General features: G+C 68.2%; 23 protein-coding genes and 1 pseudogene. 11 read left to right on the top strand and 13 right to left on the bottom strand.

Translation table 11 applies throughout. The annotated features are described in order from the left end of the window. Window positions 1-633, bottom strand: coding sequence for a hypothetical protein (locus tag ACZZ93_RS08865; RefSeq protein WP_053098613.1), 633 nt, complete (start codon window positions 631-633; stop codon window positions 1-3). Between the two features lie 62 nt (window positions 634-695). Here ACZZ93_RS08865 and purM point away from each other — a divergent pair, with 62 nt between their 5' ends. Genes purM through ACZZ93_RS08850 form a run of 3 tightly spaced genes read left to right on the top strand, consistent with a single transcriptional unit; the run spans window position 696 to window position 4,609 of the window. Beyond that, the gene (purM, locus tag ACZZ93_RS08860) at window positions 696-1,826 is read left to right on the top strand and encodes a phosphoribosylformylglycinamidine cyclo-ligase (protein ID WP_053098614.1); all 1,131 of its coding nucleotides are present in this window, start codon (window positions 696-698) and stop codon (window positions 1,824-1,826) included. A gap of 6 nt (window positions 1,827-1,832) precedes the next feature. Further along, complete coding sequence (gene purF / locus ACZZ93_RS08855; RefSeq protein WP_053098615.1) at window positions 1,833-3,305, top strand: amidophosphoribosyltransferase; 1,473 nt, start codon at window positions 1,833-1,835, stop codon at window positions 3,303-3,305. Further along, a complete protein-coding gene (locus tag ACZZ93_RS08850) occupies window positions 3,302-4,609 on the top strand; it encodes an MFS transporter (protein WP_463510897.1) in 1,308 nt (435 codons plus the stop codon). The genes purF and ACZZ93_RS08850 overlap by 4 nt, the downstream gene beginning before the upstream one ends. A gap of 49 nt (window positions 4,610-4,658) precedes the next feature. On the opposite strand, the gene ACZZ93_RS08845 is transcribed toward ACZZ93_RS08850, so the two are convergent. Both ACZZ93_RS08845 and ACZZ93_RS08840 read right to left on the bottom strand, forming a co-directional pair. Continuing rightward, complete coding sequence (locus ACZZ93_RS08845; RefSeq protein ID WP_463510896.1) at window positions 4,659-5,480, bottom strand: MOSC domain-containing protein; 822 nt, start codon at window positions 5,478-5,480, stop codon at window positions 4,659-4,661. Window positions 5,481-5,612: 132 nt separating this feature from the next. Beyond that, on the bottom strand, window positions 5,613-5,801 hold the full coding sequence (locus tag ACZZ93_RS08840; protein ID WP_042537993.1) for a DUF3073 domain-containing protein: 189 nt from the start codon (window positions 5,799-5,801) through the stop codon (window positions 5,613-5,615). 149 nt (window positions 5,802-5,950) lie between these two features. Here ACZZ93_RS08840 and ACZZ93_RS08835 point away from each other — a divergent pair, with 149 nt between their 5' ends. Beyond that, on the top strand, window positions 5,951-6,493 hold the full coding sequence (locus ACZZ93_RS08835; RefSeq protein ID WP_053098618.1) for a universal stress protein: 543 nt from the start codon (window positions 5,951-5,953) through the stop codon (window positions 6,491-6,493). A 106-nt stretch (window positions 6,494-6,599) separates the two neighbouring features. Here ACZZ93_RS08835 and ACZZ93_RS08830 read toward each other — a convergent pair whose 3' ends face one another. The 8 genes and pseudogenes from ACZZ93_RS08830 to ACZZ93_RS08795 all read right to left on the bottom strand — a co-directional run bounded on the left by ACZZ93_RS08830 (window position 6,600) and on the right by ACZZ93_RS08795 (window position 14,145). Continuing rightward, window positions 6,600-7,226 (bottom strand): PadR family transcriptional regulator, encoded by a 627-nt coding sequence (locus tag ACZZ93_RS08830; protein WP_053098619.1) that lies wholly within the window; start codon window positions 7,224-7,226, stop codon window positions 6,600-6,602. Next, window positions 7,223-8,062 carry a DUF4097 family beta strand repeat-containing protein gene (locus ACZZ93_RS08825; RefSeq protein WP_053098620.1) on the bottom strand — a complete coding sequence of 280 codons (840 nt, stop codon included), beginning with the start codon at window positions 8,060-8,062 and terminating at the stop codon, window positions 7,223-7,225. Before ACZZ93_RS08825 ends, ACZZ93_RS08830 begins: the two co-directional genes overlap by 4 nt. Before the next feature lie 299 nt (window positions 8,063-8,361). Beyond that, window positions 8,362-10,826 (bottom strand): annotated as a pseudogene (locus ACZZ93_RS08820) (glycogen/starch/alpha-glucan phosphorylase). An 85-nt stretch (window positions 10,827-10,911) separates the two neighbouring features. Continuing rightward, entirely contained in the window at window positions 10,912-11,433 is a 522-nt protein-coding gene (locus ACZZ93_RS08815) for a hypothetical protein (RefSeq protein ID WP_463510895.1), read from the bottom strand. A gap of 1 nt (window position 11,434) precedes the next feature. Further along, a complete protein-coding gene (locus ACZZ93_RS08810; RefSeq protein WP_053098623.1) occupies window positions 11,435-11,749 on the bottom strand; it encodes a hypothetical protein in 315 nt (104 codons plus the stop codon). Then, window positions 11,733-13,154: a hypothetical protein gene (locus ACZZ93_RS08805; RefSeq protein ID WP_463510894.1), complete on the bottom strand. Its 1,422-nt coding sequence runs from the start codon at window positions 13,152-13,154 to the stop codon at window positions 11,733-11,735. The genes ACZZ93_RS08810 and ACZZ93_RS08805 overlap by 17 nt, the downstream gene beginning before the upstream one ends. Further along, entirely contained in the window at window positions 13,151-13,906 is a 756-nt protein-coding gene (locus ACZZ93_RS08800) for an ATP-binding cassette domain-containing protein (RefSeq protein ID WP_053098625.1), read from the bottom strand. The genes ACZZ93_RS08805 and ACZZ93_RS08800 overlap by 4 nt, the downstream gene beginning before the upstream one ends. A 29-nt stretch (window positions 13,907-13,935) precedes the next feature. Next, window positions 13,936-14,145 carry a hypothetical protein gene (locus ACZZ93_RS08795; protein ID WP_201778466.1) on the bottom strand — a complete coding sequence of 70 codons (210 nt, stop codon included), beginning with the start codon at window positions 14,143-14,145 and terminating at the stop codon, window positions 13,936-13,938. A gap of 196 nt (window positions 14,146-14,341) precedes the next feature. On the opposite strand from ACZZ93_RS08795, the gene ACZZ93_RS08790 reads away from it, so the two are divergent. The 3 genes from ACZZ93_RS08790 to ACZZ93_RS08780 all read left to right on the top strand — a co-directional run bounded on the left by ACZZ93_RS08790 (window position 14,342) and on the right by ACZZ93_RS08780 (window position 16,444). After that, a complete protein-coding gene (locus tag ACZZ93_RS08790; RefSeq protein ID WP_463510893.1) occupies window positions 14,342-15,130 on the top strand; it encodes a MerR family transcriptional regulator in 789 nt (262 codons plus the stop codon). A 110-nt stretch (window positions 15,131-15,240) separates the two neighbouring features. Beyond that, complete coding sequence (locus ACZZ93_RS08785; protein ID WP_053098628.1) at window positions 15,241-15,615, top strand: hypothetical protein; 375 nt, start codon at window positions 15,241-15,243, stop codon at window positions 15,613-15,615. 4 nt (window positions 15,616-15,619) lie between these two features. Beyond that, the gene (locus ACZZ93_RS08780; RefSeq protein WP_053098629.1) at window positions 15,620-16,444 is read left to right on the top strand and encodes a nitroreductase family protein; all 825 of its coding nucleotides are present in this window, start codon (window positions 15,620-15,622) and stop codon (window positions 16,442-16,444) included. Between the two features lie 3 nt (window positions 16,445-16,447). Here the strand turns inward: ACZZ93_RS08780 and ACZZ93_RS08775 are convergent, their stop codons facing one another. Next, a complete protein-coding gene (locus ACZZ93_RS08775; protein WP_463510892.1) occupies window positions 16,448-17,977 on the bottom strand; it encodes an FAD-dependent oxidoreductase in 1,530 nt (509 codons plus the stop codon). A gap of 86 nt (window positions 17,978-18,063) precedes the next feature. On the opposite strand from ACZZ93_RS08775, the gene ACZZ93_RS08770 reads away from it, so the two are divergent. The 4 genes from ACZZ93_RS08770 (at window position 18,064) to ACZZ93_RS08755 (ending at window position 22,751) form a co-directional block, all read left to right on the top strand. Continuing rightward, window positions 18,064-18,453, top strand: a complete 390-nt coding sequence (locus ACZZ93_RS08770) for a fluoride efflux transporter FluC (protein WP_072590646.1) — start codon at window positions 18,064-18,066, stop codon at window positions 18,451-18,453. Further along, window positions 18,450-18,809, top strand: a complete 360-nt coding sequence (locus tag ACZZ93_RS08765) for a fluoride efflux transporter FluC (protein WP_400340090.1) — start codon at window positions 18,450-18,452, stop codon at window positions 18,807-18,809. The genes ACZZ93_RS08770 and ACZZ93_RS08765 overlap by 4 nt, the downstream gene beginning before the upstream one ends. Before the next feature lie 99 nt (window positions 18,810-18,908). After that, entirely contained in the window at window positions 18,909-19,499 is a 591-nt protein-coding gene (locus ACZZ93_RS08760; RefSeq protein ID WP_463510891.1) for a TetR/AcrR family transcriptional regulator, read from the top strand. A gap of 21 nt (window positions 19,500-19,520) precedes the next feature. Continuing rightward, entirely contained in the window at window positions 19,521-22,751 is a 3,231-nt protein-coding gene (locus tag ACZZ93_RS08755) for an efflux RND transporter permease subunit (RefSeq protein ID WP_463510890.1), read from the top strand. Window positions 22,752-22,862: 111 nt separating this feature from the next. Here ACZZ93_RS08755 and ACZZ93_RS08750 read toward each other — a convergent pair whose 3' ends face one another. Further along, window positions 22,863-23,759: an aldose 1-epimerase family protein gene (locus tag ACZZ93_RS08750; protein ID WP_463510889.1), complete on the bottom strand. Its 897-nt coding sequence runs from the start codon at window positions 23,757-23,759 to the stop codon at window positions 22,863-22,865. Window positions 23,760-24,014: the final 255 nt, after the last annotated feature.

The raw sequence follows: 24,014 nt of genomic DNA, 5'->3' as shown, positions 1-24,014 counted from the left end.
TCACGCCAGTTCGGCGATGATGGGCCGGATCGCCGCGTCGAACGAGACCACGTCGCGGCGCAGGCCGTCGGTCACCGCGACAGTGAGCGCGCCGATCCACCAGATCCCCCGCTGCGAGAACGGCAGCACCTGCACGTTGAGCTCGAACGAGTGCGCACGGCGACCGATCTCGCGCTCGAACTCGGCGATCGCGCTGGCATAGGCGCGATACGACTCGCCCCCGATCGTCCCGCCACCCGACCGGTTGGCGATCGAGCTGTGGATCGACGACACGTAGCGATCGTGTGCGACGCGGGCGTAGTGCATCGCCGATGCGGCATGCGGCGCGATCGCCTCGGCGAGCTGTTCGGCACCGGTCGCCGGCAGCGCCACCAGCGTGTCGAACCCGTCGACGAGCTCGAGCGGCACGCCGGACGGATGCGCTCGGGGCTCGACGGTCATGTCCCAGTAGTCGCGCCACTGCTTCTCGAGCTCGGGCGTCACCTCGGCGGCATCCGGTGCCCGGACGGGCAGATCGCGCAGGCTCGGAAGATCTTCCGGTGCGCGGATGCCGAGCGATTGCCGTAGCGCGAGCGCGACGAGCACCGGAACGCTCGCGTCCTCGCGGATCAACCACTGCGGCTTGTCGGCCATGGCCCCATCGTAGGAGATGGAGGGAGGGGAGAGGAGGTCTCCGCGGGCGGTAGGCTGGAGGTGTGGCTGCCTCCCCCACCAATCCCTATTCCGAAGCCGGCGTCGATACCGCTGCAGGCGATCTCGCCGTCGAGCTGATGAAGTCCTCCGTGCGCGCGACGCACGGCCCTGAAGTGCTCGGCGGTGTCGGCGGATTCGCCGGACTGTTCGACGCGAGTGCGCTGCGCGACTTCCGTCGTCCGCTGCTCGCCACGAGCACAGACGGCGTCGGCACGAAGGTCGCCATCGCGCAGGCCATCGACAAGCACGACACGATCGGCCAGGACCTGGTCGGCATGGTCGTCGACGACATCGTCGTGGTGGGCGCCAAGCCGCTCTTCATGACCGACTACATCGCGTGCGGCAAGGTCTTCCCGCAGCGGATCGCCGACATCGTGCGCGGCATCGCCGAGGCGTGCACCGCGACGGGCACCGCGCTCATCGGCGGCGAGACCGCCGAGCACCCCGGTCTTCTCGGCCCGCGCGACTACGACGTCGCAGGAGCCGCGACCGGAGTCGTCGAGGCCGACGGCATCCTCGGGGCCGACCGCGTGCAGGACGGCGACGTCGTCATCGCCGTCGAGTCCAGCGGACTGCACTCCAACGGCTATTCGCTCGTGCGCCACATCGTCACGAACGCGGGCATCGGCTACGGCGACAACGCCGCCGACTTCGGCAAGACGTGGGGCGAGGCGCTGCTCGAGCCGACTCGTCTCTACACGCTCCCGCTGCTGCGCCTCATCGAGCAGCTCGGCGGCGGCACAGGCTCGGGCGGGGTCCACTCGCTCAGCCACGTCACCGGCGGCGGCATCGCGGCGAACCTCGCGCGCGTGCTCCCGCAGGGCAGCTGGGCCGAGGTCGACCGCAGCACCTGGTCGCCGAGCCCGGTCTTCCGCGTGCTCAGCGACATCGCCGGGTCCACGCTGGAGTCCGCCGAGGGCACCTGGAACCTCGGAATCGGGTTCCTCGCGATCGTCGCAGCCGACAAGAAGGATGCCGCGATCGCAGCGCTCGCGGCCGACGGCATGCCCGCGTGGCAGGTCGGAACCGTGGGCTTCGGCGCGCGGCCGGCAGGAGAGTTCGAACAGGGCGCCAAGGGCGTCGACGGTGGAGCGGTGCGCCTGATCGGCGCCTACGCGGACGGAGCGAAGTAAGAGTCCATGTGCGGCATCGTCGGAATGGTGGGCTCTGCCCCGGTCAATCAGGACATCTACGACGCACTCCTGCTGTTGCAGCACCGCGGTCAGGATGCAACGGGAATCGCGACCGCCGAGGCGAACGGCGTGATGCATAACGCCAAGGCGCAGGGCATGGTCCGCGAGGCGTTCCGCACTCGTGACATGCGCGGACTCCTCGGCAACGTCGGCCTCGGTCATGTGCGCTACGCGACCAAGGGCACCGCGTCGAACGAAGAGGAGATGCAGCCGTTCTACGTGAACGCGCCCTACGGCATCATCCTCATCCACAACGGCAACCTGACGAACACGCGCGAGCTCACGGCCGACATGGCCAAGCGCGACCGCCGTCACCTCAACTCGTCGAGCGACACCGAGCTGCTGCTCAACGTCCTCGCCGGCGAGCTGCAGAACACGACGTCGACGGTCGACCTCGACGCCGAGCGCGTCTTCGAGGCCGTCGAGCGCACGCACGAGCGCATCGAGGGCGCGTACGCCGTGATCGCGGTGATCGCGGGCTACGGTCTGCTCGCGTTCCGCGACCCGTTCGGCATCCGTCCCCTGATCCTCGGTCGTCGTCCTTCGACCGTCCCCGGCGCAGAGGGCCGCGACGAATGGGTGGTGGCGAGCGAGTCGCTGGTGCTCGAGAACGCCGACTACGAGGTCGTGCGCGAGGTCGAGCCCGGTGAGGCGATCTTCATCACCAACGAGGGAGAGCTGCACAGCCGGCAGTGTGCGAAGGAGACCACTCTCGCGCCCTGCGCGTTCGAGTACGTCTACCTCGCCCGACCCGACTCGGTCATGAACGGCGTCTCGGTCTACGAGTCGCGCCTGCGCATGGGCGACCGTCTCGCCGACACGATCGCGAAGCACGTGCCGATGGACAAGATCGACGTCGTCATGCCGATCCCCGACTCCTCTCGGCCCGCCGCCATGGAGGTCGCCCGCAAGCTCGGCATCGAGTACCGCGAGGGCTTCTACAAGAACCGCTACGTCGGCCGCACCTTCATCATGCCCGGGCAGGCCGTGCGCAAGAAGAGCGTGCGTCAGAAGCTGAACGCGATGTCGACCGAGTTCCAGGGCAAGAACGTGCTGCTGATCGACGACTCGATCGTGCGCGGGACCACGTCGAAGGAGATCATCCAGATGGCCCGGGATGCCGGTGCCACCTCTGTGACGTTCGCCTCCGCGGCTCCGCCGGTGCGTCACCCGCATGTCTACGGCATCAACATGCCGTCGCGTCACGAGCTCATCGCCCACGGCCGGACGATCCCCGAGATCGCCGCCGAGCTGGGCTGCGACCACCTGGTCTATCAGGAGGTCGAGGACCTCAAGGCTGCGATCACCGAGGGATCCGTGCTGAGCGACCTCGACATGAGCTGCTTCGACGGCCGGTACGTCACCGGCACGGTCTCCGACGAGTACCTGGCCTGGGTGGAGGGGTCGCAGACCTCGTGACCTCGGGTGCGCAGCCGCTCTGGCGTGGCCGTGCGCTCGCGCTGGTCGGCATCGTGCTGGTCGCGTTCTCGTTGCGCTCGGCCGTGGCGTCGCTGTCGCCCGTGCTCGACCACGTCGCCGACGACTTCCCGGTCTCGTCGGTCGTCGTCGGCCTGATCGGAGCCGCGCCGCCGGTGTGCTTCGCGGTGTTCGGGCTGTTGACGCCGCTGTTCGAGCGGAGATTCGGACTCGAGCGCGTGGCTGTCGTGGCGATCGCCCTGATCGCCGCCGGACTGCTGCTGCGCAGCCTCGCCGTCGACTCGACATCGCTGCTCGCCGCGACGGCAGTGGTGTTCGCGGGCGTCGGTTCGGGCAATGTGCTGCTGCCGCCGCTGGTGAAGAAGTACTTCCCCGATCGCCTCGGCCTGATGATGACGGTCTACTCGACCACCATGGCGGTGTCGACGTTCGTGCCGCCGCTGGTCGCAGTGCCGCTCGCCGACTCGGCCGGGTGGCGGGTGTCGCTGGGGCTGTGGGGCGTGTTCGCCGCGATCGCGCTCGTGCCCTGGGTGGCGATGCTCGTCACGAGCCGGGCGGATGCCGTCGCCTCGGCTCCCGCGCGTACGGAGTCCGCCGCGACCGAGATCGAGCGCGACGGCTACGACGCAGCATCCGTGGCGACCGGACCGATCGCGACGACGCCAGCCAATCCGCAGGTCTTCGGTCGGCTGTGGCGGCTGCCCATGGCCTGGTCGATCGCGCTGGTGTTCGCGTCGTCGTCGACGCTGGCCTACGTCTCCTTCGCATGGCTGCCGTCGATCATGATCGACGTGGGCGGGGTCTCGCCGGCGAATGCGGGGCTGCTGCTCTCGCTGTTCGGTCTGATGGGCCTGCCGTGCTCTCTGCTCGTGCCCATTCTCATCGTCCGGTTCCAGGCGACCCGTCCTGTGTTCTTCATCTCGATCGCGTGCGGGCTCATCGGGCTGTTCGGATTCCTGTTCCTGCCCACGGTGGCGCTGCCGCTGTGGGTGGTCTTCTTCGGCCTCGCACCCGGGCTCTTCCCGCTCGCCCTCGTGCTGCTCAGCATCCGGGCCCGCACGCCCGAGAGCGCGGTGGCCCTCAGCGGTTTCGTGCAGAGCATCGGCTACGCGGTCGCCGCGGTGTTCCCGCTGCTGATCGGCCTGCTGCACGACATGACCGACAGCTGGGAGATTCCCCTGTGGGTGCTCGTGGGGGTTCTGATCGCGGTGATCCCCGCCGGATGGATCGCCGGTCGACGTCGCACCATCGAAGAGGACTGGGAGCGTCGCCACGGTCGCTGGTGACTCGCGGCGGTGAAGGGGCGCCGGTGGATCGGCGTGGGCCCGAGGCCCGTCAGTGCGCTCGCACCTCGTCGCCGACGCTGATCGTGCCGCCGGCCCACGGCGCTGACGCATCGGCCGGGTCCTGCGGCGGCAGAAGGAGTCGGCCGAGAGTCGGCTCGTCCTGACCGTGGGCGCTCGTGAGGGTCGTCAGCACCTTCGCGTCGCGAACGCCCGTGTCGGGGTTGGCGTGTGTCGCGAGGCAGCGCACGATCGGCCCCGCGGTGCGGAACGTCACCTCGCCGATGCTCAGCTCGCCGGCCCAGTCGAGCTCCGACCAGGGGGCGACGTCGTCGATGACGACGTTGGAGCGGAAGCGGCGGTCATCGATGCCGAAGCCGAGAGAGTCGCTCAGTGCGTCGACACTGCCACGACTGTGCACGGACACGTAGCCGCGCTCACGATCCTGGAACCTCGACGTCACACCGTCGCCGACGAGTACGAGCGGCAGTCGTCCGGGGCGCCGGATCCGCCGGCCCTCCGGGCTCGCGAGCACGAACTCGGTCACCGCGTCCGCGAGCTCGCCACGACCGGAGTCATCGAGTCCCGCCTCGACGAGCACGGAACCCTCGTGCTCGATCCGCACGCGCTGCCGATCGTCGTCGTAGTCGGTGCGCAATGCCGCGAGGCCCGGGAAGTCCTGCAGGGAGAGTCCCTTCGCCTTCGGCCAGTGGTCGAGTCCGTCCCGAGACTCCGGCGCGATCGCGTCGGCGAAGCGGAACGCCAGCACCCGATCGCCGGCGACGCGCCCATCAGGCTGCACGGTGAGGGACTCGACCGACTCGGGCGTGAAGCCCTTGATCGGATGACGGAAGAGGGAGACGACGCGGGCCATGGGTCGATCCTCTCAGGGCACGCGGTGTCCGTCCGTCACGAGCCGGGCGTGGATGCCGAGAGTTCCGGGATTTCGGACACGACGAAACCCCCGTGCGGTGCACGGGGGAATCGATGACGAGCGAAGAGGCGGTCAGGCCTTTTCGAGTTCGTCCTCGTCTTCGTCTGCATACTCGTCGGCCCACTTGTCGACGTATGCGTCTTCAGCGTCGCTCGGGTGCGCGAGTTCGCGCTCGAGCGCCGAGTAGTTCACCGACGGACTGAACGACTTCAGTTCGCGGGCGATCTTGGTGTGTTTCGCCTTTTGACGGCCACGGCCCATGCCTGAGACCCCCTCACGAGTTAAGCTGCGGGCAACGACTGGCCCGAGTCATTCACGACACCGGCTGAGGGCCGGTAAGAGTAGCATTCAGAATAGCACGCGGCCAGACCGCACTGGCCCGTTGGCAGCTGGTGAAGGGAGCGATCCTCATGACCGACAACACCTCGACGCCCTCCGACGAGGCCGCGCAGAACGCGACACTGCAGAAGGCCGTGATCGTCGGGATGCAGCCGGGTCAGCCGAAACGGGTGATCGAAGAGGCGGCGCGATTCGCACGGCTCCTCCGCGTGCCGCTGGTGGTCGCACACGTCGACGTCACGCGCTTCGTCACTTATGAGGACCCCGACGGCTACGTGCACTCGGCGCCCATCGACATCAACTTCGATGCCGGTACGGCCGAGTTCGAGGCCGTGCAGGCGGAGGCGGCTGCGGCCCTCGACGGAACGGGCCTGACATGGACGGCCCGGCAGCTCGTGGGCGATCCGGCGCTCGCCATCAAACAGCTGGCGAACAAGCTCGACGCCCAGCTGATCGTGGTCGGCACACGCAAGCGCGGCATCGGAGAGTCGATCCGCGAGTTCTTCACGGGGTCCGTCGCTGCCCGCCTCGCGCACCGCCAGCACCGGTCGGTGCTCGTCGTGCCGCTGCAGGAGCCCGTGCCCGACGAGCAGCCCGAGATCTGGACCGAGTAGGTCTCGGCATCCCTCGCTGAGTTCCTGGGGATGCGAACGGCCGAAGCCCCTCTCGTCGTGTGACGGGAGGGGCTTCGAGCGTCTCGGCAGGCGTCGGCCGCTGAGCTCAGCGGCCGAGTGACGCCAGCGCGGTGGTGATGCCTCGCGCCGCGGCGTCCAGGCCGTCCTCCAGCTGCGAGACGACGGATGCCGGCAGCGTGCCGCCCTTCGCCACATGCGTGCGGAGGTCGGTGCGCACGCGTGCGCGGAAGGCGTTGATGACGGCATCCGCTCGGTGCAGCTCCTCACGGGTGACGATGCGCTCGTCGTCGCCTGCCGTCCGCGGACGGGACTTGGATGCGGCGCGGTCGTCCTTCTCCGCCGTGGCGAGGTCAGCCCGGAGGCTCTTCATGGCCTCCTTGACGCTCTGCCGCACCTCGTTGGCGATCAGTCGCACCGAGTCGGTCAGGCCGGCCTCGATTCCGGCGAGGTCGCCCTCGCGAGATGCCAGCTCGGCGCGTCCCGCATCCGTGATCGCGTAGATCGTGGTGCGACCGTCGACCGTCTTGGTGACCAGCCCCTCTTCCTCGAGCTTCGCGAGCCGAGGGTAGATGGTGCCGGCGCTCGGCGTGTAGGTGCCGCCCGTGCGATCGGTCAGTGCCTGGATGATCCCGTAGCCGTGCTGCGGTGCCTCGGCGAGCAGCGAGAGCAGGTAGAGCCTGAGGTCGCCGTGCGAGAAGACTGCGGGGCTCATGCTTCCCACTCCGCATCGTCGGTGATCGACTCGGGCGTGCGCCGCAGCACGGTCACGCCGCCGGAGACCGAGTTGGCGCGCAGATCGACGAAGCGTCCTGCGAGCTCGCCCGTCGAGCCGGTGTAGTTGTTGATGCCGGAGGAGCCGCGTTCGACGCCGTCGATCAGCAGTCGCCCGCTCAGCGAGCGGATGACGTAGTTCGCAGCGAGCGACTCGTCGAGGCGCACCGTGGTGCCGCCCGAGACCGAGTTGACGTTGATCGTGTTCACGTCGCCTGCGGCGTCGACCAGTGTCGAGCCCGAGACGATGTCGACGGTCGCGCGACGGATGGTGCCCGTGACTGCGACATCGCCCGAGACGCTGTTCGCGCTGATCGATCCCGTGAGTCCGCGCACCTGCACGTCGCCGGAGACCGAGTTGACGGTCAGGTCGCCGATGAGGGTGTCGACGATGAGGTCGCCCGAGACGGTGTTGAGGCGGGCGTCGTTGCGGATCCCCGAGACAAGCGCTCCGGCGCTCACGACGCCGAGGTTGAGGGCGATCGAGCGGGGGACGGCGACGCTCACCTCGGCCTTGGGGCCGCCCGATCCGAAGTTGCGGAACACCTCGAGGAAGTTGTCCCAGCCGAGCTGCGGGTGGTCGATCTCGACCTCGCCGTTGTTCGCCTCGATGCGGAGGTCCTTGGTCGTGACGCCGTGCACCTCGATGCGGATGCCGGGTTCGTCGTGTGCGATGACATCGACCTGACCGCCGACCAGGCCGATCTTCAGTCGGGTGACGTTCTCGATGTCGATGACGCGTTCTTCGCCGGGGGCGATGAGCCACTTCTCGGTCATGTCTGCTTCTCCTGGTTCGAGGGATCACGATATATCGTGTCCGCACAGAGTAACACGATATATCTCGACTCTGTCAAGGGGGGTGTGGCCGGAGCATCCCTTCTGCAGGATCGTGGCACGTCTGCAGGAGAATCCGCGTGGGATGTTCCTGCAGACGTGCTTCGGTCCTGCACACGGTCTGGACGATCGGGCCTGCACACGGTCTGGATGACCGGGCCTGCAGACGGTCTGGACGATCCGGCCTGCACACGGTCTGGACGACCGGGCCTGAAACACAGGAGACAGCCCGGGAGGACGCCTCAGACGAGAGGCGGGGTGTGCCAGATCCGGTCGATGTAATCGCGGATCGAACGGTCGGACGAGAAGAAGCCGGTGCGGGCGACGTTGAGGATCGCTGAGCGGTTCCACGCGTCCTGGTCGGCGTACGCGGCATCCACTCTGCTCTGTGCCTCGATGTACGACGCATAGTCGGCGAGCACCATGAAGCGGTCTTCGTAGAGGAGATTCGAGACGACCGGCTCGAACACCGAGCGGTCGCCGCGGGAGAAGGCCCCGGATGCGATCAGGTCGATCGCCCGGCGGAGTCCCTCGTCGTGCTGGTAGAACTCCTGCGGCCGGTAACCGCGGATGCTGAGCGCCTCGACCTCGGGCTCGCTCATGCCGAACAGATAGAAATGGTCGTCTCCGACGAGCTCGCGGATCTCGACGTTCGCCCCGTCGTCCGTCCCGATCGTGAGCGCGCCGTTCAGCGCGAACTTCATGTTGCCGGTGCCCGACGCCTCCTTGCCTGCGAGCGAGATCTGCTCCGACAGGTCGGCGGCGGGGATGACCCGCTCGGCCAGCGTCACGTTGTAGTTCGGAGGGAAGACGACCGTGAGGCGGCCTTCCAGCCGAGGGTCGGTGTTCACGACCTCGCCGACCGCGTTGATGAGGTGGATGATGCGCTTCGCCATCGCGTAGCCGGGAGCCGCCTTCGCCCCGAAGATCGCGGTGCGCGGCACGACATCCGACACTGCGAGGCGTCCGGAGATCACCCCCTCGTAGGTGGTGACGATGTGCAGCACCTTGAGCAGCTGACGCTTGTACTCGTGCAGGCGCTTGACCATCACATCCAGCATGTGGCCGTCGCTGATCTCGACACCGTCGCGTTCGCGCAGCACGTCGCTCAGGCGGCGCTTGTTGGCGGCCTTCACCGAGGCGAACGCGGCGCGGAACTCGGCATCATCGGCGAAGGGCTCGAGTTCGCGCAGGCGTTCCAGATCGGTGGTCCAGCCCTCGCCGATCGCCGCGGTGATGAGCGACGAGAGCTCGGGATTGGCGAGGCGGAGGAAGCGCCGCGGCGTCACGCCGTTGGTCACGTTCGTGAACTTGTCGGGGAAGAACGCATCGAAGTCGCTGAGCACCTTGTCGCGCAGCAGCTGCGAGTGCAGTTCGGCGACGCCGTTGACCTTGGCGCCCGCGACGGTCGCCAGGTATGCCATGCGCACCGAGCGGACCGGGTGCTCCGCGATGATCGACATGTTGCGCACGAGCATCTCGTCATCGCCGAACCGCTCGCGCACCGCGACGAGGAACTCGTCGTTGATGCGATAGATGATCTCGAGGTGGCGGGGCAGCAGGCGTCCGAGCAGCTCGACCGGCCACACCTCGAGCGCCTCCGGAAGCAGTGTGTGGCACGTGTAGGCGAAGCACTGCTGCGTGATGGCCCACGCGGCATCCCACTCGAGATGCCTCTCGTCGACGAGCACCCGCATGAACTCGGGCACAGCGATCACCGGGTGCGTGTCGTTGAGCTGGAAGATCACGCGGTCGGGGAGGTTCGCGAGCTCGAAGCCGTCGGCGAGCATGTTGTCGAGGAAGTCGTGGATCGACGCGGCGACGAAGAAGTACTGCTGCTGCAGACGCAGTTCCTTGCCCTGCGGCGTGGAGTCCTCGGGGTAGAGCACCTTCGAGATGGTCTCGGCGTAGGTCTGCGCGCGCACCGCCTCTTCGTAGTCGCCGGAGTTGAAGATGCGCAGGTCGAACGCGCTGGTGGCGACGGCGCTCCACAGGCGCAGGGTGTTGACCCGCCCGTTGCGGAACCCAGGGACCATGTAGTTGTACGGCACCGCCTGCACGTTCCACGCCGGCACCCAGCGGCTGCGCGTGATGCCGTCGTCGTCGTACTTCTCGGTGTGGCCGCCGAACGCGATGGTCTGTGCGTCTTCGGGACGGGCGAACTCCCACGGCGAACCGAGCGTGAGCCAGGAGTCGGGCTGTTCGACCTGCTGGCCGTCGACGAACGTCTGTCGGAAGATCCCGTACTCGTAGCGGATGCCGTATCCGATGCTGGGCACGCCCATCGTGGCGAGCGAGTCGACGAAGCAGGCCGCGAGGCGCCCGAGCCCGCCGTTGCCGAGACCGGGCTCGACCTCGTGCGCGCGCAGGTCGTCGAGCGAGACGCCGCACGCGGCGAGGGCCTCGTCGGTGATGTCGGTGAGGCCGGCCGCGAGCAGATTGTTGTCGAGCTGGCGACCGAGCAGGTACTCCGCCGAGAGATAGCAGACGCCCTTCGCCTGCGTCTCCTTCTGGTGACGCAGATCCTCGAGCCAGCGAGCCATCAGGTAGTCGCGCACCGTGTGCGCGAGCGCGAGATAGCGGTCGTTCGCGCTCGATGCCGACAGCGCGACACCGCGCTCGAGATTGAGGTTGTGCAGAAATCGCTTCACGAACTCGTCGACGGTGCTCGGGGAGCGATCACCGGAGCGAGGGCGAGCGGATGCATGGCGGAGTGTGATTCGGGCACGTGTCGACCGTAGCGATGGTGGGGCCACAACGTGTGACGAGCGGATGAAGAATATCGGTTGGCATCACTCGATCGCCCGCGAAGCGGCGGTGCGGCGAGCCCGACTGACGGACCACAGGATCCGGCCGTCGTTGAAGACCGGAATGAGGAACACGGCATGCGCCAGGTACCACCCGTGCAGCTGGAGTCCCGGCGCGAGCAGCCACAGGGCGGCTCCGACGACGACGCACGCGCCAGGACCCGCGAGGGCGGCGAGCACGGCGTCCCGGTCGCCGACCCGGCCGTGCGGACTGATCGACGTCCTCCACAGCGAGCGCTCGAGCGTGATCGCCGTGACGCCGGTCGCCCGGGACAGCACGGCGAGGTGCCCGAGTTCATGCAGCGCGAACGCCCCGCCGAGGCCGGCGGCGTAGTGGACCGCGATCATCAGTGCAGCCCCGACGATCGCGGACTGCCCGGTGATCGCGCCCAGAGCGACGGTCGCGGTGAGCAGAACCGCGAACACGGTGTTCATCGGCCAGGCGGCGAGCAGCAGCCATCGGCAGACCAGAACCCCATCGATGCGCGACGCACTGACCGACCACATGTCAGTCGGCCTCGGCGAGGAGCTGCCTCTTCCGTTCGAGAAGGCCGTCATGCACGACGAACACGGCGAGGATGAACACGGCGACCACGATCACGCCGAGGATCAGCGGAAGGGGATCGTTGATGCCGGTGCCGAGCTGGACCGCGCCCTCTGCGCTCTGCCGGACGTCGACGAAGACCGAGTCGAAGAACCCCAGGCGTCGACCCTCGGCGGATCCTCCGGTGAACATCAGCCAGATCGCGGCGGTGACGGCGGATCCTGCGATGACGACGAGCGCTCCGACGACGCTGATGGCGGCCCTAAACAACCACTTCATGACGAGAGGTCCTTTCTATCCTGTCCATCCCTGCGATGGAGAGTGCGGCGGCGATCAGGGTGAGCGCGAGCATCACTCCGACCGTGAACTGTGGGGGAAGACCCAGGAGGTTGGTGCCGAGCATGATCGTGCCCGTCACGAGGCCGGCGACGGCGGCTCCCGCGATGACCGAGAAGGGGTTGCCCTTCTCGGGCGGGAAGGCGATGCCGGCGAGGGTGAGCACGATGACGTTCGACACCGCGAAGCCGACGACGGAGAGGATCTCGTCGAGCCTCGCCCCGGTGAGAGCGGACAGGATGCTGATCGGAGGTGCGATGATCGCGAGGGTCGCCAGCTGGGGTCCGATCACGAGCACGTACCGCATGCCTGGACCGTGGCGGCGCGGACCGCACGCCCGCAGGGGCTCCGTCGAGACGTAGGCGTACACGGACTGCACGGTGACGGCCAGCAGCAGGATCGGCGGGAGTCGGATGTCGGCGAGGAAGAGCGCGTAGGAGCCTGCGAGGGAGATGCCGCAGACCGTCACCGTCTCGATTCCCCTGATGTGGGCGGCGAAGTACGCGCCGAACTCCGTGGGGCCGAACAGGCGGGGCACGATCGCGAAGCGACGGGTCGGATCGAACTGTCGCGGCGCGATCGCGAAGACGGCGCAGACCAGCAGCGCCAGCATGGCCAGCCAGATGCCCGTGGCCGCCATGATCCCGTGACTCGCGGCGATGTCGGCGAAGAGCAGCTGCACCGCGAAGTAGTCGTCGCCCTGGCCGACCGCCGCGAAGAGCACGGAATCCGACTGCGTCGACACGCCGAGGTAGAGGGCGACAAGCGTGGCCGCCAGCGCCACCGGCACGAGGAACGCCCGGAGCCTCGCCAGCCGCAGACGCAGCAGCAGTCGCTCGAGGCCCAGGTAGTAGACGCTCGCGACGAGATAGGCGACGGTCGAGGGCATGACCAGGCAGGTGATGACCTGATCGAGGATCCCGAATCCGCCGATCGAGATCGTGCCGGTGACCAATGCGCCGAGCATGAGCACCACGCCGAGGCCCACGACCAGCGACTCGAAGAGCATGAATCCCAGCGTTCGCGCCCGATTGGTCAGGGGGAACGAGAACGTGAGCTCGACCAGATCGCTCGCCTTCATGAAGAGCACGCGCACGACCGTGAAGACCGTCAGGATCCACAGCGGGGTGGACACGCCGACGACGCGCAGAAGCGGGGAGAGCTGCTCGGGCTCGCTGATCAGCTGGCGGAGGATCACCACCCCGAACGCGCAGAAGCCGACGAAAGCGGCGAGACCGGCGAGAGCGATCGTCCAGCGCACGGACGGCAGGCGCAGCACGCCCCGACGAGCGATGCGCCTCACGAGGAACACCGAGAGGAAGCCGGCGAGCTGCAGGGCGGGAGTCATTCCACCGCCCTCGACGGCTGCGCGATCGCGGTCTTGACGAGGGAGTCGACCGAGCCGAATTCGCGCAGGATGCGGGGGAGTGGGAGGTCGAAGGCGATCTCTCCGCGACGCAGCACGATGATGCGGTCGCACACGGCCTCGAGAAGACGGAAGTCATGGCTGCACAGCAGCAGCCCCTTCGCCCCTCCGATCCGGGATGCATCCGTCTCGAATTCGAAGAGCGCATCGACGTCGACGCCGTTGAGCGTCTCGTCGATGATCGTGAGCGGGCGCTCGAGCAGAAGCGTCGAGATGAGCTGGATCTTCTTGCGCATGCCGTGCGAGTAGTCCTCGATGAGGTCGAACTGACGCGCCTCCATCTGATAGCGGCTGAGGAGTTCGTCGGCCCTGGTCGGGTCGGCACGGTGGCGATAGAGGCGGAGCATCAGATCGAGGTACTCGCGCCCGGTCAGGAACTGCGGCAGGTAGTCGTTGCTCGCGATGAAAGCCAGCTGCTCGCGCGATGCGCGGTCCTGATGAGGGCGCCCGGTGATGCGGATGCTCCCCTGGCCGAGCTGCAGCAGATCGGCGGTGAGGCGGATGAGCGTCGACTTGCCTGATCCGTTGGGTCCGACGAGACCCACTTTCTCGCCGCGCTCGATCGCGAACGACACATCACGGAGCGCCGGAGCGCGCTTCGAGTAGGCGAACGAGACCGATGAGACGTCGAGGAGGACGTGCGGGTCCGGTGCGAAGCCGCCGCTTCCGGACATCGGGGTCGATGTCCGGAAGCGACGAGGGGTTAGACGCATTCGATCCACACTGAGACGCCGCTCTTGCCCCACTGCCAGTTGCCGGTGAAGCGCCTGCCACCCGCCTTGAAGAAGCACCACAGCGCCAGCGCTGCCAGGAACGCGACGCCGAACACGAGAATCGCCGCGATCACCACCAGCCACCAGGCATCGAGACGCATGATCGCCTCATCCAGTGCGTCCTGTGCGCGGCGCTTCATCAGCGTCGGCTCCATTGCCGCCATTAGGGACATCTGTCCACCTCCGTTTTGTCGTTACACACGGAGGCTGTCATCGCTGCGCCACGAAAGCTAGTCATTCGAGTGCAGAATGCTGACATGCGTGGATTCACTTGACATTGACGCAGCGTCAACTTCTACCGTGGAGTCATCACCACTTCCAGGGAAGGAGGACGAGATGGCCGGTCGCGAATGGTCGATCCAGGACATCGCCCGTCTCGCGGGCACCACGAGCAGAACGCTGCGTCACTACGGCGACGTGGGCCTACTGCCGCCCTCGCGCATCGCGCACAACGGCTACCGGCACTACGACGAGGCGGCCCTCGTGCGCCTGCAGCGCATTCTGCTGCTGCGCGAGCTCGGACTCGGTCTGCCGCAGATCGCCGAGGTGCTCGACCCGGTGAACGCACGGCAGAGCGAGGAATCCGCGCTGGAGACGCACCTCGAGCTGCTGCGCGAGGAACAGAACCGACTGGCGCGGCAGATCGCGTCGGTCGAGGACACCATCAACGCATTGAGAGGAGGTGAAGAACTCATGGCAGAGAACATGTTCGACGGTTTCGACCACACCCGTTACAAGGAGGAGGTCGAGCAGCGCTGGGGTCGGAAGGCCTACGCCGACAGCGACCGCTGGTGGCGCGGGATGACCGACGCCGAGCGCGCCGACTGGCAGCAGCGCGTCTCCGACCTCGGCCGGGACTGGACAGCTGCCGCCGAGAGCGGCATCGATCCGGCATCCGCCGAGGCTCAGGACATCGCCCGCCGTCACGTCGAGTGGCTGACCGGCATCCCGGGCACTCCCGCGGCCGTGCCCGGCGGCGACGTCAAGGCGTACGTCATCGGCCTCGGCGAGATGTACGTCGCGGACCCGCGCTTCGGCGCGAACTACGCCACGTCCGCCGGCGGAACGCAGGGCGCCGAGTTCGTCCGCGACGCGCTCCGCATCTACGCGGACGGCAACCTGTGACCCGCTGCACCGCCTTCGCCGGTCCCCGCACGGGAGTCACGGCATTGCACAGGTGCGGACACCGGATCAAGGCCGGGAGCGGATGCCGGAGGTGGGCGTAGGGTCAAGGCATGGGTCACCGACGCAGACGCACGGATGCCGCGCCGCTGTTCGCGGCGGCGGCCGTCGCCTACACCGCGAACGTCGCCCTCGGTTCGGCCGTCGCCGCGAGACTCATCGACACGAGCAGCTTCCGCTGGCTGCACCATGCGATCTACATCGCGACGTGCGCCACTTCGGCCGCCGCGTTCTCGGCGATCCTCTGGGGCCGGCCGAAGCGCGCGAGCCGTCGCGCGGCCCTGGCGCTCGCGCCCGCCGCCGCACCGCTCGCCGCCATCCCGTATCTCGGCACGCACAGCCGACGGCATCCGCTCGTCGCGCTCGCCGCAGCCCCCTTCATCGTCGCGGGCCTCGTCTGCTCGCGCCTCGCCACCGACCGGAAGTGAACGCATGGAACTGCTCGACGCCATCCGCCGCCGCAAGACCACGAACGGGCCCTTCCTGCCCGACCCGGTATCGGAGGAGCATCAGCGCATCCTGCTGGAGGCGGCAGGTCGGGCGCCGTCGCAGCTGAACAGCCAGCCGTGGCGGTTCGTGGTCGTCGAGAACCGCGACACGATCGACAAGATCGCCCGCATCTCGGGCGACAGCATGACCGAGGCGATGTCGAACGGCACGTTCTTCGAACGCTACAAGCCGTACTTCCGCTTCAGCCAGGCCGAGATGGAGGAGAAGCGCAGCGGGATGCTGTTCGACAAGCTCCCCGCGGCCCTCCGCCCGTTCACGAGTCAGGTGTTCACCAAGCGCGGCCAGAAGCTGATGAACACGTTCGGGGTGCCGAAGACCCTCGGGGAGGAGAATCACAAGCTCGTCGCGGGATCGCCACTGCTGCTCGGCGTGATGCTCGATCGCAGCGAGTACCGACCGGGCCAGCTGTCGTCGTTCTACTCGGTGTTCAGCATGGGCGCGGCGATGGAGAACGTCTGGCTCACCACGGTCGAGCTCGGCATGGGCATCCAGTTCATCTCGTTCCCGATGGAGGTCCCTGGGCAGTGGGACGAGATCGTGAAGCTGCTGCGCGTGCCGGACGACCTCGAGCTCATGGCGGTGTACCGCCTCGGCTATCTGCCGCCCGAGCAGCGCCGCCCGGCCATCGACTGGTCGAGCCATCAGCGCAAGCTCGCCTCGCAGTACGTGTTCCGCGAGAACTGCGACCAGCCGCAGCAGGGATGGGACGCGCCGCCGCCGGGCGCCGGAGCGCCGACGGCGGGCTGAGCCTCAGCCGCCGACCTTGCGGGGCAGGGGCTTGAGGTCCTGCAGCGCCGGCCCCTCGATGCGCGTGCCGTCCGCCGTGAAGCGCGAGGCGTGCAGCGGGCAGTCCCACGTGCACTCGGCGTCGTTCCAGTCGAGCACGCCTCCGAGGTGCGGGCACACGGCCGAGACGGCCCGAGTGACGCCGTCGACCGTCGAGATGCCCACGGGTCGACCGCTGCGGTTCGCGACCACGCCCTCGCCCTCTGCCGGCTTCGGGACCGGCACGGGCCGACGCTCGGCGTCGACCCACCCGGTCGTCGCTGCGGCGGCGACCTTGGCGCCCTCGATGGCCCCGCGGGCAAGATCGGCCGGCACGGTGAGCCTCGTGCCGATCTTGACCATCCACGACGGTCGGTCGTGCCAGTTCGCACCGAGGATCTCCGCGGTGAGACGCAGAGCGGCGGCGGGGGCGTTCGACAGGCCCCACTTGGCGTACCCTGTCGCGAAGCGGATGCGGCCGAGACCCCGGGGCATGGCGCCGACGAAGGGAATCTGGTTGTTCGACTGATAGTCCTGGGCAGACCAGCGGTGGGTCTCCTCGGCATCCGGGAAGTACCGCCTCGTCCACTCGACCAGGTCGTCGATCGCGGCGGTCTCGCCGTCCGAGCGTCCGACGGAATGGCCGTTTCCGCCGACCACCAGTCGCGCAGGACCGCCGGGGCCGTCCGCATCCGACACCGGGCGGATCGAGCGCGTGGGGCTGTCGACCGAGATGAACGTGCTGTCCGGCACGCCGCCGGGGAGGCGGAACGAGACGCAGTACGAGCGGAAGGCGCGCATCTTCGCGAAGTAGAGTCCCCGGTCGAGGATCGGGTACCCGGTCGCGATCACGATGTGATCGGCGAACATCGGGCCGAGCGGCGTCTCGACTCGAGGGTCGGGCAGCGCATGCGTCGCCGTGACCCGGACGCCGGTGTGCAGGGTTCCTCCGGCGGAGAGAAGCTCGTCCGCGAGCGCGTGGGTGACGAGTGCCGGATCGATGGTCACCTGGTCGTCGAGCGCCACGGCTCCCGCTGCGGGGAAGGCCGCACCGGCCAGCTCTCCTCGCGTGAGCATCCTGGTCTCGAGGCCCGCCTCCCGCGCCGCCTCGTGCACTTCGCGCACCGAGTCGATGCCGCCGGCGTCCTGCGCGTACGAGTGGTCGATCCGTCGCTCGTAGCTGACTCCCGCATGATCGGCGAAGCCGACCAGCCAGTCCATGCCCTCGCGATTTCCCTCGACGTAGGCCTGCACGAGCGCCGCGGAGTGGTGCTTGCGGATCTCGGCGAGACGCTTCCCCTGCAGCAGGGTGAGCTTGCCGGTGTTGCCGCCGGTCGCGAGCTCGGCGACGGATCCCGCCTCGATCACGGCGACGTCGAGACCGGCGCGCGTGAGCATGACCGCCGTGCTGAGGCCGGTGAGGCCTGCACCCACGATGATCACGTCGTGTCGTGCGCCGGGGTCGAACGGTGTGCCGATGGGCGGGGTCCGGTCGAGCTTCCACAGTGGCTTCATGGCCTCAGTCTTCGCCTGCCGACCACCTTCGCCCAACGGGTTGACATTCGAGGGATGCGTTGCAACGGCGCGGATAGAGTTGCCGCGTGACCTTTCGCCGCCTGCTCCTCGTCTTCGTCGGCGGGAGCATCGGCACCGCCGCTCGGCTCGCGATCGGTCTGCTGATGCCGGATGTCGGGGGCGTGCCTCTCGCGACCATCGTCGTGAACGTGCTCGGATCGCTCCTGATCGGCGTTCTCGCCGCGCGCCTGCCCGGCGCCACGGAGCTCAGACTGCTGCTCGGCACGGGCGTGCTCGGCGGCTTCACGACCTACAGCGCGTTCATGACCGGAACGGTCGCGCTCTGGGGCGACGCCCCGGTGCTCGCATTCGCGTATGCGGCCGCCAGTCTGGTCCTGGGACTCGCCGCCGCCGCGGCGGGCCTGCGACTCGGACGGCCGCGTCGACCGACGCTCCCTGCGGGAGGGAGGGCATGACTCCGCTGCTGTTCGTCGCGGCCGCGCTCGCCGGAGGGGTCGGAGCCCTCCTCCGGTACGTCATCGACCTCGGTGTCTCGAAGGCCCTCGGACGCCGCCTCCCTTGGGGCATCCTCGTCGTCAATCTCACCGGATCGTTCGCGTTGGGCCTGCTGACCACGGCACTGCCGTCCGAGTCGTTCGTGGTCGGGGCCGGTCTTCTCGGCGGATACACGACGTTCAGCACCGCCATGCTCGACACCGTCGTGCTGTGGCGAGACGGTCAGCGCAGAGCATCCGCTGTCAACGCCATCGGGATGCTGCTGCTCGGGCTGATCGCCGCTGGTCTCGGGCTGGCGCTCGGGTCGACGCTCTGACCGTCGACGCCGGGACCCGGGCGAACCCACAGCTTCGCGATGCAGAATGTACAAACGTACATGTACGCCCGTACAGGGGTGATCGCGCTGGGGGTCAGGATGAGCGATGGCACGCGCCGCCGCCGCGATCCTGAAGCGCGCCGTCGCGAGATCATCACCGCGGCAGCCGAGCTGATCGTCGAGATCGGCGTCGACGCACTCACCCACCGCAAGGTCGCAGCCCGGGCCGGAGTGCCGCTGGGATCGACGACGCAGTACTTCGCCACGCTCGACGATCTGCGTGAAGCGGCGATCGGAGCGCTGGCCGCCGAGATCGAGGCGCGCATCGACGCGACACGACGGGCCGTCGTGATCGAGGGAGTGACGCCAGAGGGGCTCGCGCGCCTCGTGCGCCGCGGGCTCGAGGACGCGCGCGCCGTCCAGGCCGACCGCGCCGTCGTGACCGCCGCGGTGCATGACCCGCGCGTCCGGCAGTTCGCGCGACTGTGGTCCGACGAGATCGTCGGCTTCATCGCGCCCGTTCACGGAGTCGACAGAGCCAGGGCCGCAGCCGTCTTCATCGACGGCGTACTCTGGCACTCTCAGATCCACGACGAGCCGCTCGACGAAGAGCTCATCCGCGACGCCCTCGCCGGGATCCTCACTCCTCAGGCGTCCGCCTCCGCACCCACCGCCGCAGCATCCGCCTGACCCGCAGAGAGAGAATCCGCCTTGTCGAACCTCGCCGTCCTGAGTCTGAAGAACCGCGCACTGATCGCGTTGATCACGATCGTCGCCGCCGTGTTCGGCGGGCTCGCGCTGACGAACCTCAAGCAGGAGCTCATCCCGTCGCTCGAGCTGCCCAACCTGATGGTCATGACGACCTACCCCGGCGCCTCGCCCGAGGTCGTCGAGAACGACGTCTCGACCCCCATCGAGTCGGCGATCCAGGGTGTCCCCGGCCTCGAGGGCACGACCGCCACGAGCACGACGAACGCCTCGATCGTGCAGGCCACCTTCGCCTACGGCACCAACCTCGCGACCGCCGAGCAGAAGATCCAGCAGGCGATCAACCGCATCTCGGGGCAGCTGCCGGAAGACGTGAGTCCGCAGGTGCTGACGGTGTCGATCGATGACTTCCCGGTGATCCAGGTCGCCGTGACCGGCTTCGAGGACGCCGAGAACGCGCAGGCCGAACTGCAGAGCGTCGCGATCCCCGAACTCGAAGACGTCGACGGGGTCAACGCCGCGGAGATCATCGGCGGCGTCGGCCAGCGCATCACGATCACACCCGACGTCGCGAAGCTGGCGGCGATCGGTCAGAGCACGCAGGCCATCACCACGGCACTGCAGCAGAACGGCACGCTGTTCCCCGGCGGAGACATCACCGAGAACGGCCAGACGCTCACCGTCCAGACCGGCGCGAAGATCACCTCGGTCGATGAACTCGCGGCGCTGCCGCTCGTCGGCACCACCGAGAGCATCGGCGACGTCGCCACGGTGGTGCAGGAGAGCGACCCCATCTCGTCGATCTCGCGCGTCGACGGCAAGGACGCCCTCTCGATCTCGATCACCAAGCTGCCGGCCGCGAACACCGTCGAGGTGTCGCAGGGTGTCATCGCCGCGCTCGACACGATCGGCGAGGCCTTCCCCGACGCCGAGTTCACGATCATCTTCGACCAGGCTCCGTTCATCCAGCAGTCCATCGAGACGCTCGCCACCGAAGGCCTGCTCGGACTCGTCTTCGCCGTGATCGTCATCCTCGTGTTCCTGCTGTCGATCCGCTCGACGCTCGTCACGGCGATCTCGATCCCCACCAGCGTGCTCATCACCTTCATCGGGCTGCAGGCGTTCGGATACTCGCTGAACATCCTCACCCTCGGCGCGCTCACGATCGCGATCGGCCGTGTGGTCGACGACTCGATCGTCGTGATCGAGAACATCAAACGCCATTACGTGGGGGATGCCGACAAGGGAGACGCCATCCGTCTGGCGGTGCGCGAGGTGGCGATGGCAGTCACATCCTCGACCATCACGACGGTCGCCGTCTTCCTGCCCATCGTGTTCGTCGGCGACATGGTCGGCGAGCTGTTCCGGCCGTTCGCCATGACCGTGTCGATCGCGATGGTCGCGTCGCTGCTGGTCTCGCTGACCATCGTGCCGGTGCTCGCGTACTGGTTCCTCCGCCCGGGCAAGCCGCTGCTCGATGAGAACGGCGTGCAGATCGACCCGGAGGACCCGGACGCTCCGCCGACGCGATTGCAGAAGGGCTACCGTCCGATCCTCGGCTGGACGCTGAAGCACTCCGGCCTGACCGTCGTGCTCGCCGTCGTGGTGCTCGGTGCGACGCTCGCCGCCGCACCGCTCATGAAGATCAACTTCCTCAGCGACTCCGGTCAGAACACCATGACGGTGACGCAGGACCTCGGCCCGACCGCGAGCCTGGAGACCAAGTCGGAGGCAGCGATCGCCGTCGAGGACGCACTGCTCGACATCGACGGCATCACCCACGTGCAGGCCTCGATCGGCTCGAGCGGATCCGCCCTGCGTGACGCGTTCTCGGGCGGAGCGGGCGTGACCTACTCGGTGCTCACCGACGCGGATGCCGACCAGGAGAAGCTCCGAGCCGACGTCCAGGACGCGATCGAGGGGCTGACCGACGTCGGCGAGGTGTCGGTCGCCGCCTCCGCCGGACTCGGCTCGAGCGACATCGAGATCACCGTCTCGGCATCCGACTCCGAAGACCTGCAGACCGCCACCACCGCCGTGGTGGACGAGCTCGACGGTCGGGACGGCATCGGACAGGTCACCGACAACCTCGCCGCGGCTCTGCCGTACCTGGCCGTGGTCGTCGACCGCGACGCCGCCGCGCAGCGTGGACTGTCGGAGGTCGCCGTCGGATCCATCGTCTCGAACACGATGCGCCCCCAGCAGGTGGGCACGGTCGAGATCGACGACACCGCGCTGACGATCTACCTCGCCGCATCCGAGCCGCCCGCCACCGCGCAGGCGCTTCGTGAGCTCACCATCCCGAGTGCCACCGGTGTGGTGCAGCTGCAGGACATCGCGACCGTCGAGGAGCGCAACGGCCCGACCTCCATCACCACCGAGCAGGGACGCCGCACCGCCACGATCACGGTGCCCCCGGCATCCGACAACCTCGCCGTGGCGACCCAGTCGGTCACCGAGGCGCTGGCCGCGGTCGAGCTGCCTGACGGCGCGTCGGCCGAGGTGGGCGGTGTCGCCTCGCAGCAGGCCGACTCGTTCTCGCAGCTCGGGCTCGCCATGCTCGCCGCGATCCTGATCGTCTACGTCGTGATGGTCGCGACGTTCAAGTCGCTGCGTCAGCCGCTGCTGCTGCTCGTCTCTGTGCCGTTCGCGGCCACGGGCGCGATCCTGCTGCAGATCGTCACGGGTGTGCCGCTCGGCGTCGCCTCGCTGATCGGTGTGCTGATGCTCATCGGCATCGTGGTGACGAACGCGATCGTGCTCATCGACCTCGTCAACCAGTATCGCGAGAAGGGGCTGTCGACGATCGATGCGGTGAAGGCCGGTGGCGAGAAGCGTCTGCGTCCGATCCTCATGACGGCGCTGGCGACGATCTTCGCGCTCACCCCGATGGCACTCGGCATCACCGGGCACGGCGGGTTCATCTCGCAGCCGCTCGCCATCGTCGTGATCGGTGGACTCATCTCATCGACCGTTCTGACGCTGATCGTTCTGCCCACGCTCTACAACCTGGTCGAGGGTGCGAAGGAGCGTCGACGCGCCCGCAAGGCGGGGTCGGGCGACGACGGCTCTGCACCGAACGGCGACTCGGACCCCTCGGACGGCCCTCGTCCTTCGGGCGATCTGGCGCTGGCCGGCGCGGGCACGTCGGAATCGGGCTCGGCGGAATCGGGTTCGTCGCTGCCGCACGCGAATCAGCTGACGCGCCGGGAGCTGCGCGAGCGCGGCGAGTAGTCGCCCTCGCCGTCCGTCCTCCGCACGACGGAGTCTGACGCCCGCCCGGAACTTCATTCCGGGCGGGCGTCAGCCGTTTCCGGCGGAGTTGTGGAGCGGGCGCCGCCGAGCTCAGTCGAGCGTGATGCCCCAGTCGAGGATCCAGGTCTCACCGGGGGCGAGGCGGCGCAGGCCGACACCGCTGTTCAGTGCATCGGCGGGCGCGGTCATGGGCTCGATCGCCACCGCGAGGGACTGGCCCGGGTACTTGTCGGTCGTGTAGACCTGCACGAAGTCGAACCCGGCGCCCTGCCAGAGCGTGAGTCGCCGACCGTCGGGGGCGGTCAGCGAGTGCCGGACCAGCCCGTCGGCATCACGGTCGAGGTCGGTGAAGCCGGTGTCGAGGCTCACATCGCCGATGCGCACTCCGTCGCGCAGCGCGGCATCCGCCGGGTGCGTGCCCGTGGGGAGCATGCGCTCGTCGGTGTCGAACGCGGTCTGCGCCGGCACCCGCAGCACGAGCTCGTGCGGGTCGACGTCGCCGATCGTCACGAACGGATGCGTGCCGAGCGCCACCGGTGCCGCAGTGGCGGAACGGTTGGTCAGCGCGTGCGTGACGTCGATCCCGTCGGCACGCAGCACGTAGGTGACACTGGTCTCGACGAGATAGGGGTAGCCCGTCTGCGGCACGATCGTGGCGCTCAGCGTCGTCGCCGACGCCGTCTCCTCGATCGCGTAGGCCGTGAATCGCAGCAGCCCGTGGCTGGCGTTCATGAACTTCGGCTCGGTGATCGCGAGCTGCCGCTCGGTGCCCTCGTCGTTCCAGGCTCCATCCCTGACGCGATTCGGCCAGGGCGTGAGCACGACGCCCGAGCAGGAAGGGGTCGGCGAGTCGAGTGGATACGGGGCGATCAGATCGACGGATCCGATGCGGAGCGAGCGGAGGGATGCGCCGACCTGCGCGATCTGAGCGCTGACGTCGCCGAGCTGGAGGTGCACCTGTGTGCCGGTGGGGGATGCGGAGTTCACTCCGCAATCGTATGGCGAGCAGCATCCGCGATGGGGCTGGGCGGTTTTTCAGGTGCGACCGCTACACTTGATGGGTCGGCTTCGGACACCCGCGCATGGCGCGGACGTTTTTGTGTAAGAAGTGTGAGTCCAGGGGCCGATGGTGAGCGTCGCTCGACGCTAATCAACCATCACATGAATGGCCCCGGCCGCTGACAGTCCGGAACCCCGTCCGATCGCATCCGATCCGGCGCTGGGTGCTCGCGCGTGTGCGCG

It is taken from the genome of Microbacterium sp. AC026, assembly GCF_979258475.1.
Note: the sequence above shows the minus strand (reverse complement) of the source record. Positions and strands in the feature narration are given on the sequence as shown.

Bases quoted from the DNA above. Each gene is read 5' to 3' on its own strand.
- ACZZ93_RS08865 (WP_053098613.1), bottom strand. From the start codon at position 633: ATGGCCGACAAGCCGCAGTGGTTGATCCGCGAGGACGCGAGCGTTCCG.
- purF (WP_053098615.1), top strand. From the start codon at position 1,833: ATGTGCGGCATCGTCGGAATGGTGGGCTCTGCCCCGGTCAATCAGGAC.
- ACZZ93_RS08845 (WP_463510896.1), bottom strand. From the start codon at position 5,480: ATGGCCCGCGTCGTCTCCCTCTTCCGTCATCCGATCAAGGGCTTCACG.
- ACZZ93_RS08840 (WP_042537993.1), bottom strand. From the start codon at position 5,801: ATGGGCCGTGGCCGTCAAAAGGCGAAACACACCAAGATCGCCCGCGAA.
- ACZZ93_RS08835 (WP_053098618.1), top strand. From the start codon at position 5,951: ATGACCGACAACACCTCGACGCCCTCCGACGAGGCCGCGCAGAACGCG.
- ACZZ93_RS08830 (WP_053098619.1), bottom strand. From the start codon at position 7,226: ATGAGCCCCGCAGTCTTCTCGCACGGCGACCTCAGGCTCTACCTGCTC.
- ACZZ93_RS08825 (WP_053098620.1), bottom strand. From the start codon at position 8,062: ATGACCGAGAAGTGGCTCATCGCCCCCGGCGAAGAACGCGTCATCGAC.
- ACZZ93_RS08815 (WP_463510895.1), bottom strand. From the start codon at position 11,433: ATGTGGTCGGTCAGTGCGTCGCGCATCGATGGGGTTCTGGTCTGCCGA.
- ACZZ93_RS08810 (WP_053098623.1), bottom strand. From the start codon at position 11,749: ATGAAGTGGTTGTTTAGGGCCGCCATCAGCGTCGTCGGAGCGCTCGTC.
- ACZZ93_RS08805 (WP_463510894.1), bottom strand. From the start codon at position 13,154: ATGACTCCCGCCCTGCAGCTCGCCGGCTTCCTCTCGGTGTTCCTCGTG.
- ACZZ93_RS08800 (WP_053098625.1), bottom strand. From the start codon at position 13,906: ATGTCCGGAAGCGGCGGCTTCGCACCGGACCCGCACGTCCTCCTCGAC.
- ACZZ93_RS08795 (WP_201778466.1), bottom strand. From the start codon at position 14,145: ATGAAGCGCCGCGCACAGGACGCACTGGATGAGGCGATCATGCGTCTC.
- ACZZ93_RS08790 (WP_463510893.1), top strand. From the start codon at position 14,342: ATGGCCGGTCGCGAATGGTCGATCCAGGACATCGCCCGTCTCGCGGGC.
- ACZZ93_RS08785 (WP_053098628.1), top strand. From the start codon at position 15,241: ATGGGTCACCGACGCAGACGCACGGATGCCGCGCCGCTGTTCGCGGCG.
- ACZZ93_RS08780 (WP_053098629.1), top strand. From the start codon at position 15,620: ATGGAACTGCTCGACGCCATCCGCCGCCGCAAGACCACGAACGGGCCC.
- ACZZ93_RS08775 (WP_463510892.1), bottom strand. From the start codon at position 17,977: ATGAAGCCACTGTGGAAGCTCGACCGGACCCCGCCCATCGGCACACCG.
- ACZZ93_RS08765 (WP_400340090.1), top strand. From the start codon at position 18,450: ATGACTCCGCTGCTGTTCGTCGCGGCCGCGCTCGCCGGAGGGGTCGGA.
- ACZZ93_RS08760 (WP_463510891.1), top strand. From the start codon at position 18,909: ATGAGCGATGGCACGCGCCGCCGCCGCGATCCTGAAGCGCGCCGTCGC.